18 protein-coding genes are annotated in these 17,331 nt (G+C 27.4%); 5 read left to right on the top strand and 13 right to left on the bottom strand.

Features of this window, described 5'->3' with window-relative positions; translation table 11 throughout:
* Positions 1 to 4: 4 nt before the first annotated feature.
* Complete coding sequence (gene lexA, locus EG57_RS0207080) at positions 5 to 613, bottom strand: transcriptional repressor LexA (RefSeq protein WP_032076537.1); 609 nt, start codon at positions 611 to 613, stop codon at positions 5 to 7.
* A 289-nt stretch (positions 614 to 902) separates the two neighbouring features.
* On the opposite strand from lexA, the gene EG57_RS0207075 reads away from it, so the two are divergent.
* Positions 903 to 1,328: a hypothetical protein gene (locus EG57_RS0207075; RefSeq protein WP_032076536.1), complete on the top strand. Its 426-nt coding sequence runs from the start codon at positions 903 to 905 to the stop codon at positions 1,326 to 1,328.
* Positions 1,329 to 1,371: 43 nt separating this feature from the next.
* Here EG57_RS0207075 and EG57_RS0207070 read toward each other — a convergent pair whose 3' ends face one another.
* From EG57_RS0207070 to dhaK, 10 genes are all read right to left on the bottom strand, one after another.
* On the bottom strand, positions 1,372 to 2,364 hold the full coding sequence (locus EG57_RS0207070) for a tyrosine recombinase XerC (RefSeq protein WP_032076535.1): 993 nt from the start codon (positions 2,362 to 2,364) through the stop codon (positions 1,372 to 1,374).
* 4 nt (positions 2,365 to 2,368) lie between these two features.
* Positions 2,369 to 3,037, bottom strand: coding sequence for a hypothetical protein (locus EG57_RS0207065; protein WP_032076534.1), 669 nt, complete (start codon positions 3,035 to 3,037; stop codon positions 2,369 to 2,371).
* Positions 3,038 to 3,793: 756 nt separating this feature from the next.
* Positions 3,794 to 4,960 carry an iron-containing alcohol dehydrogenase gene (locus EG57_RS0207060; RefSeq protein ID WP_032076533.1) on the bottom strand — a complete coding sequence of 389 codons (1,167 nt, stop codon included), beginning with the start codon at positions 4,958 to 4,960 and terminating at the stop codon, positions 3,794 to 3,796.
* A gap of 361 nt (positions 4,961 to 5,321) precedes the next feature.
* Complete coding sequence (locus EG57_RS0207055) at positions 5,322 to 6,929, bottom strand: sigma-54-dependent Fis family transcriptional regulator (protein WP_108849478.1); 1,608 nt, start codon at positions 6,927 to 6,929, stop codon at positions 5,322 to 5,324.
* A gap of 230 nt (positions 6,930 to 7,159) precedes the next feature.
* Positions 7,160 to 7,504: a phenylpyruvate tautomerase MIF-related protein gene (locus EG57_RS0207050; RefSeq protein WP_032076532.1), complete on the bottom strand. Its 345-nt coding sequence runs from the start codon at positions 7,502 to 7,504 to the stop codon at positions 7,160 to 7,162.
* 128 nt (positions 7,505 to 7,632) lie between these two features.
* Complete coding sequence (locus EG57_RS0207045; protein ID WP_032076531.1) at positions 7,633 to 8,832, bottom strand: Y-family DNA polymerase; 1,200 nt, start codon at positions 8,830 to 8,832, stop codon at positions 7,633 to 7,635.
* Between the two features lie 541 nt (positions 8,833 to 9,373).
* Complete coding sequence (locus EG57_RS0207040; RefSeq protein ID WP_032076530.1) at positions 9,374 to 9,844, bottom strand: hypothetical protein; 471 nt, start codon at positions 9,842 to 9,844, stop codon at positions 9,374 to 9,376.
* 144 nt (positions 9,845 to 9,988) lie between these two features.
* On the bottom strand, positions 9,989 to 10,378 hold the full coding sequence (gene dhaM, locus EG57_RS0207035) for a dihydroxyacetone kinase phosphoryl donor subunit DhaM (protein ID WP_032076529.1): 390 nt from the start codon (positions 10,376 to 10,378) through the stop codon (positions 9,989 to 9,991).
* Between the two features lie 156 nt (positions 10,379 to 10,534).
* Positions 10,535 to 11,179, bottom strand: coding sequence for a dihydroxyacetone kinase subunit DhaL (gene dhaL / locus EG57_RS0207030; protein WP_032076528.1), 645 nt, complete (start codon positions 11,177 to 11,179; stop codon positions 10,535 to 10,537).
* Positions 11,180 to 11,238: 59 nt separating this feature from the next.
* Positions 11,239 to 12,240: a dihydroxyacetone kinase subunit DhaK gene (dhaK, locus tag EG57_RS0207025; RefSeq protein WP_029160017.1), complete on the bottom strand. Its 1,002-nt coding sequence runs from the start codon at positions 12,238 to 12,240 to the stop codon at positions 11,239 to 11,241.
* A 224-nt stretch (positions 12,241 to 12,464) separates the two neighbouring features.
* Here dhaK and EG57_RS0207020 point away from each other — a divergent pair, with 224 nt between their 5' ends.
* The 4 genes from EG57_RS0207020 to EG57_RS0207005 all read left to right on the top strand — a co-directional run bounded on the left by EG57_RS0207020 (position 12,465) and on the right by EG57_RS0207005 (position 15,834).
* Positions 12,465 to 13,388, top strand: coding sequence for an acyl-CoA dehydratase activase-related protein (locus EG57_RS0207020; RefSeq protein ID WP_032076527.1), 924 nt, complete (start codon positions 12,465 to 12,467; stop codon positions 13,386 to 13,388).
* The gene (locus tag EG57_RS0207015) at positions 13,360 to 14,457 is read left to right on the top strand and encodes a 2-hydroxyglutaryl-CoA dehydratase (protein ID WP_032076526.1); all 1,098 of its coding nucleotides are present in this window, start codon (positions 13,360 to 13,362) and stop codon (positions 14,455 to 14,457) included. Before EG57_RS0207020 ends, EG57_RS0207015 begins: the two co-directional genes overlap by 29 nt.
* The gene (locus EG57_RS0207010) at positions 14,438 to 15,397 is read left to right on the top strand and encodes an acyl-CoA dehydratase activase (protein ID WP_032076525.1); all 960 of its coding nucleotides are present in this window, start codon (positions 14,438 to 14,440) and stop codon (positions 15,395 to 15,397) included. The genes EG57_RS0207015 and EG57_RS0207010 overlap by 20 nt, the downstream gene beginning before the upstream one ends.
* Before the next feature lie 95 nt (positions 15,398 to 15,492).
* Positions 15,493 to 15,834 (top strand): hypothetical protein, encoded by a 342-nt coding sequence (locus EG57_RS0207005; protein WP_032076524.1) that lies wholly within the window; start codon positions 15,493 to 15,495, stop codon positions 15,832 to 15,834.
* 350 nt (positions 15,835 to 16,184) lie between these two features.
* On the opposite strand, the gene EG57_RS0207000 is transcribed toward EG57_RS0207005, so the two are convergent.
* Complete coding sequence (locus tag EG57_RS0207000) at positions 16,185 to 16,598, bottom strand: acyl-CoA thioesterase (RefSeq protein ID WP_032076523.1); 414 nt, start codon at positions 16,596 to 16,598, stop codon at positions 16,185 to 16,187.
* A 111-nt stretch (positions 16,599 to 16,709) separates the two neighbouring features.
* Positions 16,710 to 17,234 carry a 2'-5' RNA ligase family protein gene (locus EG57_RS0206995; protein WP_032076522.1) on the bottom strand — a complete coding sequence of 175 codons (525 nt, stop codon included), beginning with the start codon at positions 17,232 to 17,234 and terminating at the stop codon, positions 16,710 to 16,712.
* Positions 17,235 to 17,331: the final 97 nt, after the last annotated feature.

Below are 17,331 nucleotides of genomic sequence, written 5' to 3'. Positions count from 1 at the left end.
AATTTTAATAATTCCTATAAAGTCCAACTAGTTTGCCTAAAACCTGACAATCAGGTACAATTATTGGATTCATAGTTTTATTTTCAGGTTGAAGTCTTATATGATCTTTTTCTTTGAAAAATCTCTTAAGGGTAGCTTCATTATCTATTAATGCGGCAATTATATCGCCATTTTCAGCAGAATTAGTCTTTTCAATTATACAAAAATCACCATTTAGTATTCCTGCATCAATCATGCTTTCTCCACTAACCTTTAACATAAAAAGTTCCTTATTGCTTTTTACATAATCTACAGGCAAAGGAAAGGTGTCTTCTATATTTTCTACTGCTAAAATAGGCATGCCTGCAGTAATAGTCCCTATTATGGGAACGTTTATCATTTCTTTTCTGTTCAAAGAATTTTCTATTACTTCTATAGTTCTAGGTTTTGTAGCATCTCTTTTTATAAGACCTTTTTTTTCTAATCTTTCCAAGTGACCATGAACTGTAGATGTAGAGCTTAATCCAACAGCTGCACATATTTCTCTTACAGAAGGTGGATAGCCTTTTTCTTTAATTTGTTCTTTTATAAATTCATAAATTTCCATCTGTTTATTGCTTTTGCGTCCTGGCATAAAAACACCCCTCTAACTTCACACATTTCAAAGGAATTAACTTTCTCAAAACACCTTCATTTATCTGAATTATATCATATTATGCTACATTTATCAAACTTATGTTCTACATTTTTTATTATGATACTTATTTTACAAAATTTATAAAGAACATTAAATTATTGAATTAGGGAACTTCTAAAGAAAAATTACTTGGAATTTAATTTATATTGTGTATAATAGTATTTAGGCTTTAAATTAGTAAGCAACAAATATAATATGTTATGTTAAAAAGGGAAGGAATTAATTGATGAATAAAAAGTGTATATTTAACTCTAATAAAGATTGTACTAATTGCGGGGAATGTGACAGATGTGATTTAAATCCCAACAAAAAATGTACTAATTGCGGCAAATGTCTGGAATTACAAGGATATGATATTAATGCAATAAAAATCGACGAAATATTAGAAGATAAAGTTGATGTAGAAGAACTTCAGCAAGAAAATGAATTAGACATTCAACCTGGAGAACAACCAGAACACATAAGTCTTTCTGAAGAAATTGATATTGATAATTTAAAAGATGATAAATTTGAAAATCTAGATGATAACATAGAATATATAGACGATGTAGAAGGTTTGAGAGAAATCATTGAAGATGAAGGTGCTTTTAAAGATTTAACCTACGAAGAATTCCCAGGGCTTATAAGATTTAAAGGTGATAAGAGGGAATAAAAACAAAAGGCTTGTCCCAAAGAGGGAACAAAGCCTTTTGTTTTTATGTATCATCTTCTTGACTTAAAGGGTTGAGTTTAACAGCATCTCTCAATTTTTCATCATCTACATGAGTATAAATTTGAGTAGTAGATATATTTTCATGACCTAATATTTTTTGTAAACTCCTTATATCCACATTTCCATACTTATACATAAGTGTTGCTGCTGTGTGTCTTAATTTATGAGGAGTATACTTTTCTGAATCTAGTTCTGCATTTATTAAATGCTTTTTTAGCATAACTTCTACAGCTCTTTTACTCATTTTTGTATGGTTTTTACTTATAAAAAGAAAATCCTTATCAATTATCTTATCTATATTTTCATTACGGATCTTCAAATAATTATTTAAAGCTTTAACACATGCTTTGTTCAAATAAACAGTCCTCTCTTTATTTCCTTTGCCTATAACGGTTAATATATCTCCTTTTATATTAGAAATATTAATACTACATAGCTCAGAAAGTCTAAGACCACAGTTTAAAAATAAAGTTATTATGCAATAATCCCTTTCTTTGTTTCTGCCAGATATGGCTTTTAAAAGAGATTTGCTTTCATTCAAAGTAAGATAAGTAGGATTCCTTTTGCTTATTTTAGGAGATTCTAAATCTACAGCAGGATTTTCATCTATAACTTTGGCTCTGCTGCTTAAGAATTTAAAAAAAGATTTTAATGTAGCGACTTTTCTAGCTCTAGCATAAGCACTATTTTTTCTGTATTTTTCTAGAAATGATAAAAACGCATAAAGATCTGCTAAGGTTATTTTTCTTAAAAGAGAATTATCTATATCACCTATAGGAATTTCTTCAAAATCAAGAGTTTCATCATTGATTAAGCCTTTGTAAATTTTTAAAAATCTAAAAAACATGGTCAAATCAATTTTATAGCCTTTTATTGTGTTTTGAGATTTGCCTTTTATCGTTTCTAAATAGTTTAGAAAATCTATTAAACTTTGAGGTAAAGTATTGTTCCTTATTGATGCTATATTATATTTCATAATACTAAATTCCTTTCACTTCTTTTAATATTTGTGCAACTGCTTTTTTTAAAGCGTCTTTTTCATTGCTTAGTGTTAAAATAGTATACCCTTTCGTTTTATTATTCTTACGATGAGAATGTTTTTCAATTTCAATTAAAAATTTACTCATTGTTAGCGACTTTAATATGATTATAGGTATATCTGTTTCAAAATCCGAAATTCCAAGAGCAGTTACACCAATTATAACTTCATATTTTTTAAGTTCTTGTTCAAGAAGCATGTTTAATTCATACCTTATATTGTTTTCCCGAGAACGACCAGGTAATTGAGTAGGCATAACATTACCTTTTTTCATAGACTCATAATCTCTTTTAGTTACAGCTATTTTTTGAGCTTCCTTTTGAGTTCTATTTAGACCTAATTCTTTTAACCATATTTGTATTGTTCGGGGACCAACAGCATATATATTAGCTATATCTGTAGTACTTATGTTTCTTTTAATCATCAATATATATAAGTCCTTTATTATGTATTCGTAGCCTCTATGAATTTGTAAAGATTCATAATTATTATATATTTTTTTTAGTTCCATTTCATCCTTAGAATTTAAATCTGTTGATAATAGTTTTTTAACATGATCATCATATTGAAAATGCTTATATTTAAATGTTATAGTTCTGCCTCTAGCCATAAAAACCTCCTAAATGTATTGTAAGCGTTGATTCTATTATACTATATAACTTCGCATAATTCAATAAGCGAAGTTTAATAAATGTATATTTAGCGCATATAATTTTATATGTAATGAAATAGTGGTTTTATTTATATATAAGTAAGTATTATTTTGGTATAACGTGCTACTTGTTTAAAAAGCATTTACTTATAATATTGTATTTAAAAATTATAAACTCAATATATAAGAATTCTAATATTATATATAAAGTGACATTTATATCAAAATACAAATGTAAATTAACCTTTTGTACATTTTTGTAAAAAAATCTGTTATTTTTATACAACTGTATTTCAATTGATAATATTATCAATTGCTATAGTAGGGGCAAGTTAACATTTTTTATTCATTTGTAATTTCGCAACATTCATAATAATGTGACTAGTTATTAATTTGATATATTTCCACAAACTGGTGATAATTGTGTGGATTCAATTTTTTATTATTTTTTCTACCTTTCGCGGCAGGGAACAGAAGTTAATACATTTATCATCAATAAATATCAATTTATTTAAAAAATCAAAAAATAAAAAAGCTCCAAACATAAAATTGTAAGGTTTGAAGCTTTTTAAATTTCGTATTTTTAGTACAGTTGGTCATAAACGCATTTACAAATTTGCACTTAAATATAAAAAATCATATTTAATATATATTTACAAAATATATCTGATAAGGCAAGTGTTTATAATGAATTTTAATTTTATACATCTCTCCTTAGAAATCTACCTTTTCTCCAGTAAAGGTACATCGGAATAATTTCTTCATTTCTAATTCAGTTATAGCTCTTGGATTCGATCCAGTGCATGCATCTCCCATAGCATTATGTGCTATAAGGTCTAGATTTGTATTAAAATCTTCTTCTTTTATTCCATATGCTTTCAATGTTTGAGGTATATTCATTTTTTTATTTAGAGATTTTACAAAGCCAGTCAAATTATCTATTAAATCATCTTGCGTTTTTCCAGTAAACCCTAAAGCTATAGATATATTTGCATATCTATCTCCGCATATTTTTTTATTAAAATCAATTACATAAGGGAGGAATATAGCATTTGCACATCCATGTGGTATATGAAATACTGCACCTGTTTTATGAGCCATACTGTGTGCTATTCCAAGCAATGCATTTGAAAATGCCATTCCAGCCAAACACTGAGCTATATGCATTTCGTCCCTAGCTTTTTTGTTTCCTTCGAAAGATTTTACTAGAAACTCTTGTATCATAGTTATTGCTTGTATAGCAAGTGGATCTGAAATATATGATCTTTCACTTGCAACATAAGCTTCTATAGCATGAGTTAAGGCATCCATACCTGTATGAGCTGTTAATTTTGGCGGCATTGTTTGTGCAAGAGCTGGATCTACTATAGCTATATCTGGTGTCAAATTAAAGTCAGCTAGAGGATATTTTATTTTAGCTTTATAATCAGTTATTACAGAAAAAGCAGTTACTTCTGTAGCCGTTCCACTTGTAGATGCTATTGCTATAAATTTAGCTTTTTGTCTTAAATCTGGTATTCCAAAAGGAATAACAGCCTTTTCAAAAGTAAAATCGGGATACTCATAAAATATCCACATAGCCTTAGCTGCATCTATTGGTGATCCTCCACCTATAGCCACTATCCAATCTGGCTGGAATTCCCTCATAATTTTTGCTCCATTCATAACGGTTTCAACCGATGGATCTGGTTCAACACCTTCTATCAATTTAACTTCGATATTAGCTTCTTTTAAATATGTTTCAACCTTTTGAAGAAAACCAAATTTTTTCATTGATCCCCCACCAACAACAACTATAGCTTTTTTACCTTTTAACGTTTTTAGTACTTCTAAAGAATTTTCGCCGAAATAAATGTCTCTTGGTAATGTAAATCTTGACATTCTTCATTCCCCCTAAAAAATTTATTTAAATACCTACTTTATAATAATTTTACCTTGTTCATATATATAAGCAAAATACATTCCAAAGATATAGTTAATTGTTATTTTAGATACAATTAAAGTAAAATTTTCATAAAATACCAAGTAAAATAATACTATAGAATTTTTTATATGTATTTATATATTTTTTATTTAACTTTTTAGAATGTAAAATTAGTACCATTATGGCGCAGATTTACTGTTAGATAATAAAACACTGTTAGATAATAAAGCAATTTTTAAAAATATATAAACAAAAGGTATCATGGCAGAATTTTTTTATTCTACCATAATACCTATAATAGACTTTTACTTTATGTAATTATCTTACTTTTGTGATTTTAGACATTTCAGAATACCTTATATTATATCTTTGAATTTTTCTGTATAAAGTATTTCTTCCGATTTTCATAGCTTTAGCTGCTACCGTTATATTTCCATTAAATTTATTGAGTATCCTAATTATATGTGCCTTTTCTACAAGTTCAAGTTCCATATCAGTATACCACATATCATGTTGAATATTTATTTCTTCTATATCTGTTGAATATGATTTTGAAGAAAGAATTTCTTCAGGTATCATTTCTGTATTTACAATAAATTCAACCATGTTTTCTAATTCTCTTATATTACCAGGCCAATTCCACCTTAGTAAGTTTTCCATACAAATTTCGTTAATTTTTACTTTCTTTTTATTAAGTTTACTACTTATTTTATTCATATAGTAATCTATTAAAAGAGGTATATCATCCTTTCGATCTCTTAGTGCAGGAAGGTGAATAGGTACTACATTAAGTCTATAAAATAAATCCTTCCTAAATCTTCCTTTTCTTATTTCTAAACTGAGATCCTTATTAGTAGCCGAAATAATTCTAACATTTAAAGGAATTTGTTTAGATCCTCCAATTCTATTGATTACCCCTTCTTCTATAACTCTCAAAAGACTTACTTGCATATCCAATGGCATTTCACCAATTTCATCAAGAAATATAGTACCTTCTTCTGCCATTTCAAACTTTCCTGCATTCCCCTTTTTTTTAGCTCCAGTAAATGCTCCAGTATCATATCCAAATAATTCCGATTCGATCAAATTATGCGGAATAGATCCACAGTTTACTGCAATAAAAGGCATATTTTTTCTTTTACTATAATTGTGTATTGACTGAGCAAAAATTTCTTTTCCCGTACCACTTTCACCTGTAATAAGTATACTAGATTTACTATCAGATATTCTTTTAGCATATTCAATAATATTTATAATTTTTTCGTTTCGCCCTATAATTTTATCAAAAGTATATATTGCTTCATGGTTACACAGTCCTTTAACAAATTTTTGTTTCTTTTCTATATTATTATAATTTTTAAATTGAATTATTTTTTCAATAACTCTAGCTAATGCGGCCACAATTCCAAGTGTATGAGGATAAACATATTCATTATACTCTGTTAAATCTAATACTCCTATTATTTCTCCTTTATTATTTTTTATTGGTGCTGCAGAGCATGCCCACTTATGATGAGATTTTATAAAATTTTGTTCTCCGAATATTTGAACAGGCATGTTAGTAGTAATTGCTAAACTTATAGCATTAGTTCCTATATTTTCTTCATTCATATAACTACCTGGAATAATTTTTGATTTAAATGCTTCCTTAAGCATATTTTCATCACCTGATGTATTTAATATGCACCCATCTTTATCTGTTAGAATATAGAAAGAGCCAGTATCTTTTGCAAAGTTATACATTTCATTGATGAATGGAATTGCTGTTATAATTAGATCATTATTTTCTTGTAGTTTTATTTGCAATTCTTGAGCCGTAATTATTTTTCTACTAAATGTCCTAGTTCTTTTAATTCCTAAAGCTTCACATCTTTTATGAGATTCTAGTACCATTTTTTCTTGTTCATTCATATTAAACCTGTTCATAATAATTAAACTTCACCTCTCAATTATTGTTTTTAGTATGCTACAAATTCAATAATTTTAAAATATTTATAACGATCCACACTTACTTGCATTTCAAATATTACCATATATTATAAAATTTAGTCAATAACAAAACTGATAAATATCAGTGAAATTAAAAAAAGACAATTACTGTCTAATACAGAAATTATCTTTTCAATTTAGTATAGATTTTTTTGATTCCACTTATTCTAAAACATATTTCCATTCCATCCCCAATCTTTTACTTCGGAAAAGGTTATATAAACACTATCCTTAGAAATTGAAAGTTCATTTTCAAACAATTCACATATTTTAGATGTAATAGCTTCCTTATATTTTCTCTCAGCAGTTCCAAAGATTTTAACTTCTACGAAAGCTGCTTTATCCATTTTGTTTCCTTTAAAAAAAAGAGAATAGTTATCATTAAATCCTACCATTAACCATTCTTCACTTTTTCCTGGTATTTCACTAATTATTTCACCCATTTTTGATTTTATAACTTCTTTCTTTTCTTCAGATAATTTTACAGTCAAAGTTGAATTTATATATGGCATTAAACTTCACTCCTTTATATTATTTTGCAATATAGTCGCTTGCAAAATACCATAAGCATTCATTAGCTCATTTTATTTCAAAAATATTATTTTGATATCATGTATTTTATCACATTAATGATAAAATCTCAAATTTTAGTCTTTTTTAGAAATGATGATCTAGCTATAGAAGCATCTCCATATTTATTTTTTATATTATCTATAGCCTTATCTAAAGACCTGTTTTTTTCTAATTTTTTTTCATACTTTTTATTGTCAAACAAACTTATTTGTTTTATGCCTTCTTTGCATAAATCTCCTAAAGTCACTCCAATTAGTCTTATAGGTTCCCCCTTCCATAACTTATCAAAAAGTTCATAACTGCATTTTATTATTTCCTTTGTACAGTCTGTAGCTATATTCATCTTTTTTCGCTTTGAATATACTTCAAAACTACTGTTTTTTATAGAAACAGCTATAACATTACACAAAAATTTATTATTTCTCAGCTTCATAGCCGTATTTTCACATAAAGAAAGTATTATTTTATGTGCAGCTTCCCTATTCGTTATATCATAAGTTAATGTGGTAGAATTACTTATACTTTTTGCAGCTTCTTTGCTTCTAGATCCTAATTTTGATTTATCTATACCGTTTGCATAGTTCCATAAAAGTTCTCCATAACTTTTAAATTTATATTTTAAAAACTTTAAATCATAATTAGCTAAATCACCTATAGTAAAAATATTCATCTCGTTAAGTTTAGGCAATGTTGCTCTTCCTACCATAAATAAATTTTCTACAGGAAGTGGCCACATTTTATTTTTTATCTCATGAGGAAAAAGTGTATGAATTTTATCAGGTTTTTCAAAATCTGATGCCATTTTTGCTAAAAGCTTATTACAAGATATACCTATATTCACTGTAAATCCTAATTCTCCTTTTATTCTATTTTTAATAATATGCGCAAGTTGCATATAATCTTTTTCACCTGCTAAATCCAAAAAACATTCATCTATAGAAAATTTTTCAACAACAGGTGTATACTCATTTAAAAGACTAAACATAGCTTTGCTGTATCTAGAATAAACAGAAAATAAAGGAGGTATTACTAAAATATTTGCACACTTCTTTTTAGCTTTTGCAATAGGTTCTCCTGTTTTTATTCCATATTTTTTAGCAGAAATAGATTTTGCTAATACAACACCATGTCTTTTACTCTCATCCCCTCCTATTATAGAAGGTATTTCTCTTAAATCTATTTTTTCTCCTTGACTCAATTTATATACTGCACTCCATGAAAGAAAAGCAGAATTTACATCTATATGAAAAATTATTTTAGAATCCATATGCTAAATTACCTCACATCTAATGATATAATAAATTAATATTATTTTGTTAACTTTTGTTTTTGTTTACATAATAATTATTATTTATACAATATTAAAAAATAATCCTAATAAGGATTATTAGGATACCACTTTTCCAAACAATTGTTCCCTTCAATATTATATATCCAATTTACATCTATTTCAATACTAGAAATTCATTATACTATTATATTTAGCTTAAATATTTTGGGTAGTATGACTTAAATGATTAAATTTCTTTTTATACAATTATGATTTTTTATAATTTTAATTTCTGAAATTATAAATATCATAGAAAGAGTAATCGTGGCGAATAGTTCATCATTAGTTGATATTTTAAAAGGCACTTTTAATCTATATATTGGTGAGAAAAGTATAATATGAAATAAAGCAATAGGGATAGTTTGTTAGTTTACTTTAGTTTTAACTTACATAATATTTATTATTTATACTATAATTAAATATTTTATATAGCAATCTCACGTTTATGTGTATTTATTTCTATATAAATAACTCTAATTTACAAATATTCACCTATATTTTTTACATGTCTATTCTCTTCATCTATTAACTTAGATAATATTTTGTAATTAGTACTGTTTATAGATAAACTAGTCTTTGCAATTTTCCCCTTTATATATATGAGCAGTGCAACATTTTCTTTTTCAAAATTAAATATATCCTTTAAAAACTCTTTAACACTATATTTATTAAATTCATGCATTTTATTTACGAACTCATATATAAGTGCAGATATTTTATCATAAGTTAAAAAATCTATTTCTATATTTTCATCCACTAATATATCATTTCTAATTTGTTTAAAATAATCAGCATGCCTTTTTTCCTCATTACACATTACTTTTGCTAAAATTTTAAAATTTATATACTCTTTATCAAATTGTAAATTTGAAATGTGATCATATATTGATGACATATTTATTTCTATTTCAATTAATTTATCTAAAACATCTTTAATTGTATAATTCATAATGATTTTTCCTCCTTGCTTGTTAACTTTAAAAAGGATAATACCTATCTTTTTCTAATTTTTCTTTCATAAAAAATTATACTTTAAGACTTGATATTATCCGTTATTTATTTTTACAAATATTTATGATCAATAAAAAACATTTTATGGCATTTTATTAATAGATATACTTTTTAATGACTTTTTTATGTCTTCTCTGCTTTTGTTTATACTACTTTCTACAGCTGCAGTTACAGCACCTTCAACTAAAGCAGCATCCACAATTTCAACTTTTTCCTTTATGTCATCTGGAAGAAAATCCACAGCCATTTCTGCATTCATAAAGGCACTTCCAAGATCAAATAGAATTAACACCCCATCTTCAGAATAAACTTCATTTATAGCATTACTTATCTTTTCCATATCAGTGCCTATTCTTCCATCTGAAGTTCCGCCTGCCGCAGCCATAGGTACTTCTTCAGCCATTTGCAACGCAAGCGATTTTACTCCTTCAGCAATTTTTTCACTATGAGATACTATTACAATACCAACCATTTTTTAATCTCCCTTACTTATATATCCTTATCCTATATTAAATAATTATGGGTAAAATTATTCTTAACAATACATAACCTCAAAAGAGTTTCTCTTACTACTTAAAATCTATATAACTTCACTATCAAAAGTAATACCACTATATTCTATCAAGGATCATTTTTCAGAAATTTCTTTTATACATTCATATATAGTATTTAGCATTAAATAGCTTGATGTGGCACCTGGATCTTGATGTCCTATACTCCTTTCACCTAAATAGCTGGCACGTCCTTTTCTAGCTATAATGTCTTTAGTATGGAGAACTCCCTTTAAAGCTGAATCCTTAGCTTTTTCTAATGCTATAACAGTATCCTCATTTGAAGATACTGACTTATTTAAGGATTCAATGGCAGGAACAATGGCATCTACCATAGTTTTATCCTCTAATTCAGCTTTTCCTCTCATTTTTATTCCACCTAATGCAGCATTCATTACATTTAAGAAATCCTTTAAATCCATAGTCTTTGAATCCTTAAGTTCTGCAGCAGCTTTAATAAAGGCTGTACCATAAAGTGGGCCTGAAGCTCCTCCTACATTAGAAACCAATGCCATCCCTGCTTTCTTTAACACATCTCCTATAACAGCCTCAGTATCATCTTTAATTTTGTCACTAACTGCCAAAAAGCCTTTTTCCATATTTATTCCATGATCTCCGTCCCCTATTGCTGCATCCAATTCTGAAAGGAAAGCTTTATTTTGAGACATAACATCAGTTATCTTATTTAATATTTTTATTACTTCTGCTGTATTAATACTCATTGTTTTTAATCTCCTTATTGTTTCCTGTATATGCTATTAATTTTAGTTTCTTCAATATACTATTTTATATTCTTAAAAGCTGGTGTATTTGCTGGCTCATCCAATAAAGCTTTTAATTCATCATCTAATTTTAATATGGTTACTGAGTAACCTGCCATTTCAAGAGATGTCATAAATTCTCCTACAAAAGTTTTATGAGTCTTTATTCCCTTACTCTGAAGCATTTCATTAACCTTTTTATTTACTATATATAATTCCATTAAAGGTGTAGAACATAAACCATTTACCATAACAGCTACTTCTTCGCCTTTTTCAATACTAATATCATCTAATATTTTGTTAACTAAATGTTCAGTTATTTCATCTGCAGTTTTTATATTTTCTCTATGAGTACCTGGTTCACCATGAATCCCCATACCTATTTCAATTTCATCTTCTCCCAAAGTAAAATTTGGTTTCCCTGCTGCAGGTACAATACAAGAACTTAACGCCATTCCCATGCTTCGTACATTGTTTATTACTTTTTCTGCTATTCTTTTTACTTCTTCTAAAGAGGCACCTTGCTCTGCTTTAGCTCCTGCAATTTTATGAATAAATACAGTTCCAGCAATACCTCTTCTTCCTGCTGTATAAGTGCTGTTTTCCACTGCTACATCATCATTTACAACTACAGATTCTACTTTTATACCATCCATATCAGCCAAGTCTTTTGCCATATCAAAATTCATTACGTCACCACTATAGTTTTTTATTACAAGTAAAACTCCGGCTCCACCATCTACTGCTTTAACCGCCTCGTACACTTGATCTGGTGTAGGTGAAGTAAATACTGCTCCTGCTACAGCTGCATCTAACATACCAGTACCTACATATCCAGCATGTGATGGTTCATGTCCACTTCCGCCACCACTTACTACAGCGACTTTTCCTTTTATAGGTGAATTTTTTCTAACTATTACATTAGCATTATCTAATTTTTTTATATATTCAGGATGAGCTGCCACCATTCCATGTAGCATATCTTCTACAACATTATTGGGATTATTAATTATTTTTTTCATGTACATTTTCCCCCTTTTTTATTAATTTACTTAATAAAGTAAATTGTTCTTAATTTACTTTCTATTTTATCACATTTTTCCCATAAATATTGAATAATATTTCATGAATTAGAAAAAAATATAATATAGTATGTATTTTAGTTTTACACTTTACATGGATCTATTTGTATTAAAAATGTATATTCACTAATTTGACTATCAGCATAAAGCAAGGAGTGTTTAATTTGAAAATTGGTATACCAAAAGGCTTATTATATTGTAAGTATCACCCATTTATAAATACTTTTTTCTCAGAGTTAGGTGCAGATATTGTAACTTCTCCTGAAACTAATAAAGATATTTTAAATATGGGAGTAAAATATTCCGTAGATGAAGCTTGCTTACCCATTAAAATTTTTCACGGACATGTAGCTTATTTAAAAAACAAATGTGATATTATGCTCATACCACGTATAATGTGTCTTAATAAAAAAGAATATATTTGTCCTAAATTTTGTGGACTCCCAGAAATGATATTAAATGATGTACCTAATATGCCCAAATGCATAACTTACCCTATTTACGCTTTTTCACATAATCATTTTAAAATTTGTATTTTTAAAATGGGCACATACATAACTAAAAATTATTTTAAAATACAAAAAGCTTATAAAAGAGCTATTGAAGCTCAGATAAAATACAAAAATGGTATAAAAGATAACGGATTCAAATTAAATGTAGCTTTAGTAGGGCATCCTTATAATATTTACGATAAATTTGCAAACATGAATTTAGTAAAAAAATTGAATAATCTTGGCATAGGTGTAATAACAGAAGATTTTATACAAAAAGATAAAATAAATAGCCAAATTACAAGTTTGTTTAAAAAGCCTTTTTGGACTTTCACAAGAAATTCTTATGGATTTTCAAAGTATGTAACAATAAATAAAAAAGTAAATGGAATAATATACATTTCATCTTTTGCTTGTGGAATAGATTCTGTAACAATTGAATTAATAAAAAATCAATTATCACATTTTCCATTTTTAATATTAAAAATAGATGAGCAAACTGGTGAAGCAGGCTTTTATACACGTTTAGAAGCCTTTGCAGATATGCTTGAAAGGAGGTACATTAACAATGAAGGTTACATTTCCTCACCTAGGTAATGCATGCTTTGCACTTAAAGCAATATTTGATGGACTTCAAATAGATTATGCAATTCCACCTTCTAGCAATAGAAAAGCATTAGAAATAGGTTCAAAATACTCTCCTGAAGAAATATGTCTTCCATTTAAAATAATGTTAGGAAACTACATTCAAGGTATTGAAAACGGTGCTGATACTATACTATCTGTAGGAAGTTGTGGTCCTTGTAGATTTGGAGAGTATTCCGAACTTCAAATGAATATACTTAAAAAATTAGGCTATAATTTAAATTTTATAATTTTTGATAAACCAAGTTCTATAGGTTTTATGGAATTTGTAAATAGATTTAATAAAGTATCATCTCAAAGTTCTATAAAATTTAAAGAAAAATTAAATGTACTTTACAAAGCTTATAAAATTATAAATATAATAGATGGCATTGAATCATATTGTAAATTGGCTGCAGGTTATGAAGTTAATAAAGGAATTTTCAAAAAAGTTTTAAATCAGTGTAAAGATGAAGCATTTTATTGTAATACTCCTAATAACATGATAAAACATTTTAAAAAGTATAAAACAATTATAGAGCATATTCCTTTAGACAAAAGTAAAAAACCTATTAAAGTAGCCATAATTGGAGAAATTTACACTATAATAGAACCATTTTCAAATCTATATATTGAAGATAAGCTTATGGATTATGGCGTATCAAGCATTAGAAAGCTTTCTCCAAGTTGGTGGATCAAAAATACTATATTAGGTATTTTTAAAGCTAATTCATTAGATATAAAAAAGATTTCAAAAAATTATCTTCCCATACCTATTGGAGGGTATGCAAAAGAATGTATTGGTGAAGCTTTACTAGCTGAAAAAAATGGTTGTGATGGAGCTATTCAAATTATGCCTATGGGCTGTATGCCAGAAATTGTTTCTAAATCAATACTACCTAATATTTCTAAGAATAAAAACTTCCCTATTATGACCTTAGTGGTAGATGAAATGACTGGTGATGCAGGTTATTTAACTAGAATAGAAGCATTTTTAGATTTATTAGAAAGGAGACAAAGAAATGTATTATATGGGAGTTGATGTAGGTTCTGTAAGCACTGATATTGTTATAGTAGACGAAAATATCAATGTAGTTGAATCTTTATATTTAAGAACTAAAGGTAAGCCTATAAATGCTATTCAAGAAGGCTTTAAAATTCTGCAAAAAAAATATCACAATGAACAAATTAAAGCTGTAGGTGCTACTGGAAGCGGAAGACACATATGCTCTTTTCTAATTGGAGCAGATGTAATAAAAAATGAAATAACTGCTCATGCTGTAGCTGCGCTACATGTAAATAATAATGTAAAAACCATCATAGAAATTGGAGGTCAGGATTCAAAAATTATAACTTTAGATAATGGTATTGTAACTGATTTTGCTATGAATACAGTATGTGCTGCAGGTACAGGGTCCTTTCTTGATAGGCAGGCAGAAAGATTAGATATTCCAATCGAAGAGTTTGGAAATTATTCTTTAAAATCAAAAAATCCTGTACGTATAGCTGGAAGATGTGCTGTTTTCGCAGAATCAGATATGATACATAAACAACAACTTGGTTATAGCGAATCAGACATTATAAGAGGCCTTTGTGAGGCATTAGTTAGAAATTATCTTAATAATGTTGGAAAAGGAAAAGAAATATGTTCTGAAATATTTTTTCAAGGAGGAGTAGCTGCAAATATAGGAATGAAATCAGCTTTTGAAAATTTGTTAGATTTAAAAGTTACAATACCCCCAAATTTTAAAGTTATGGGCGCTATTGGCGCTGCAATTTTGTCTAAAGAATCATTATCAAAAACAAATTTTAAAACTAAATTTAAAGGTTTTAATTTATCAAATATGAAGTTTAATTCTAGAAGCTTTGAATGCAAAGGATGTTCCAATAAATGTGAAATAGTAAAAATTCAATCTGATGAAGCTATTTTAGGTTGTTTTGGTGATAGATGTGGAAAATGGAGCAATAATTTAGCTGGTTAAAATAATTAATTTAAATAAAATTATATAATTTTAGTAACATTTTTTTGATTTGCTGCATATGATACTAATGTAGTTAAGCTTTTGGAGGTATATACATGAGCAGCAAAAATGATAATCAAGATACTAAAAAGGACATAGTTAAGGAAGAAAATAAGCAAAATGTTGACGAAGATAATCTGAACCGTAATAGTCCAGAAGAAAATTCTCCTACTCAATCATTTTATTGTCCTTACATGAGTTATTGTTCAATGATGCAAGATCAATCTATGTTTATGTACCCTAGAGAAGATGATGAATGTGATGATGAATCTGATTCTCAGCTTGAAGGATATAGACATAGGCATCGCAGGCACTGCTGCAATTGTTGTTATCCATACTTTGGATGTTACCCATATTATCAGTGCTATCCATATTACCCATGTTGGTATTGCTGGTAAATACATTGTATGTAAATGTTATACATTTAAATTAAAAAATATAACTGCAGTTAGAATTTGCAGTTATATTTTTTTACAATTTAATATTATATATACAAATATTATCCAACAATTTTTATATATTGCTTAAAAGATATTTGTCTTATTCATTTCTATTTTATATTTTTCTTATTTTCATTTAAAACTTTATAAATAGCTGTAGATATAACTATAAGTATTATTATTAGAACTATAAGAGTACCCAAAAGTGCTTTTAAAAGCATAAGTAAACCTCCTAGATTAATATCATGTAATTACGATATTAATATACTTCTCAAAGCCATTTTATGTACTATTTACATTATTGGTTACTATTTTAGCTGTTCCATCTTTTGCCAAAGATCCGAATATTTCTTTTTTAAATTTACTATTTTAAAGTCTTTATCTACAAAAGTTTGTGTTGTTTTTCCCTTTGCCAAAAGTTTTCCATCCAATTCCCTTATAACATCATAATTAAAAATAACTTTTACAGGAGTAATTTTTTCTATAGAAGTTTCAATTACAATCTCATCTTCATATTTTGCTCCTTCATAATACTTGCAGTAACTTTCCACTAAAGGCATCATAATTCCTAAACTTTCCATTTCACTGTACTTCATACCAATTTTTTTAATAAAGTCTCCCCTAGCTAATTCAAACCATGGATAATAATTAGAATGATGAACTATTCCCATTTTATCAGTTTCTACATATCTCACAGTAAGCTTTGTTTCACTTGTATACATCTTATCTCTCCTATCATTATGTAAAATTCTACATTTTTATTATATATTTATTTTACTATTATTAAAAACTTTGTCCATAGTATAGAACTTTATATAACTTAGAAAAATATTTTACAACTTATATTTTTTATATAATTCCCAAGTATTATTACTCCAAATATATAATGAAATATTATCAAAATAACTTTCAAAGCTACATTCATATTGATTTACATATTCCCATATTTCCTTAAATTTATCTCGAATCCTTCTAGATACTATAGTGCAATGAAAAATTTTATTTTTTCCTTCATTAGGTTTGAACTCAATCCAAGATATCTTTGAAAGTTCATCTATAAGTTCATCATGAATTTTTTTAGCTTCATCTGACAATTTTACATTCATATATACTACATCTTCTCTAAATTTTCCAAATCCATCTATTTTAATAGGTTCTCTTTTTTTATACTTTGAAAATTCATCTAAAATTTTAATCATTTCATCTATTTTATCTGTTTCAAATGGAGCTTTTATAGTAAAATGTGCTGGAAGTTTTTGAGGTTTTTTATTAAATTTATAGCAAATACTACTTCTTATTTCTTTATGAAAATTTAAAACCTGGCCACCTATTATACATACTAGAACATATTTATTCATTTGTTTTTCCTCCTATTAATTGTTTTATTTTTTTATTGTTGTTTAATTTTTATTTTATATTTATTATATTACTTTTTTAATTTTGTAGTTTACTTTT

Source organism: Clostridium drakei (genome assembly GCF_000633595.2).
In the GTDB taxonomy this organism is placed as follows: domain Bacteria; phylum Bacillota; class Clostridia; order Clostridiales; family Clostridiaceae; genus Clostridium_AM; species Clostridium_AM drakei.
This window is presented reverse-complemented; position numbering and strand designations above follow the sequence as displayed.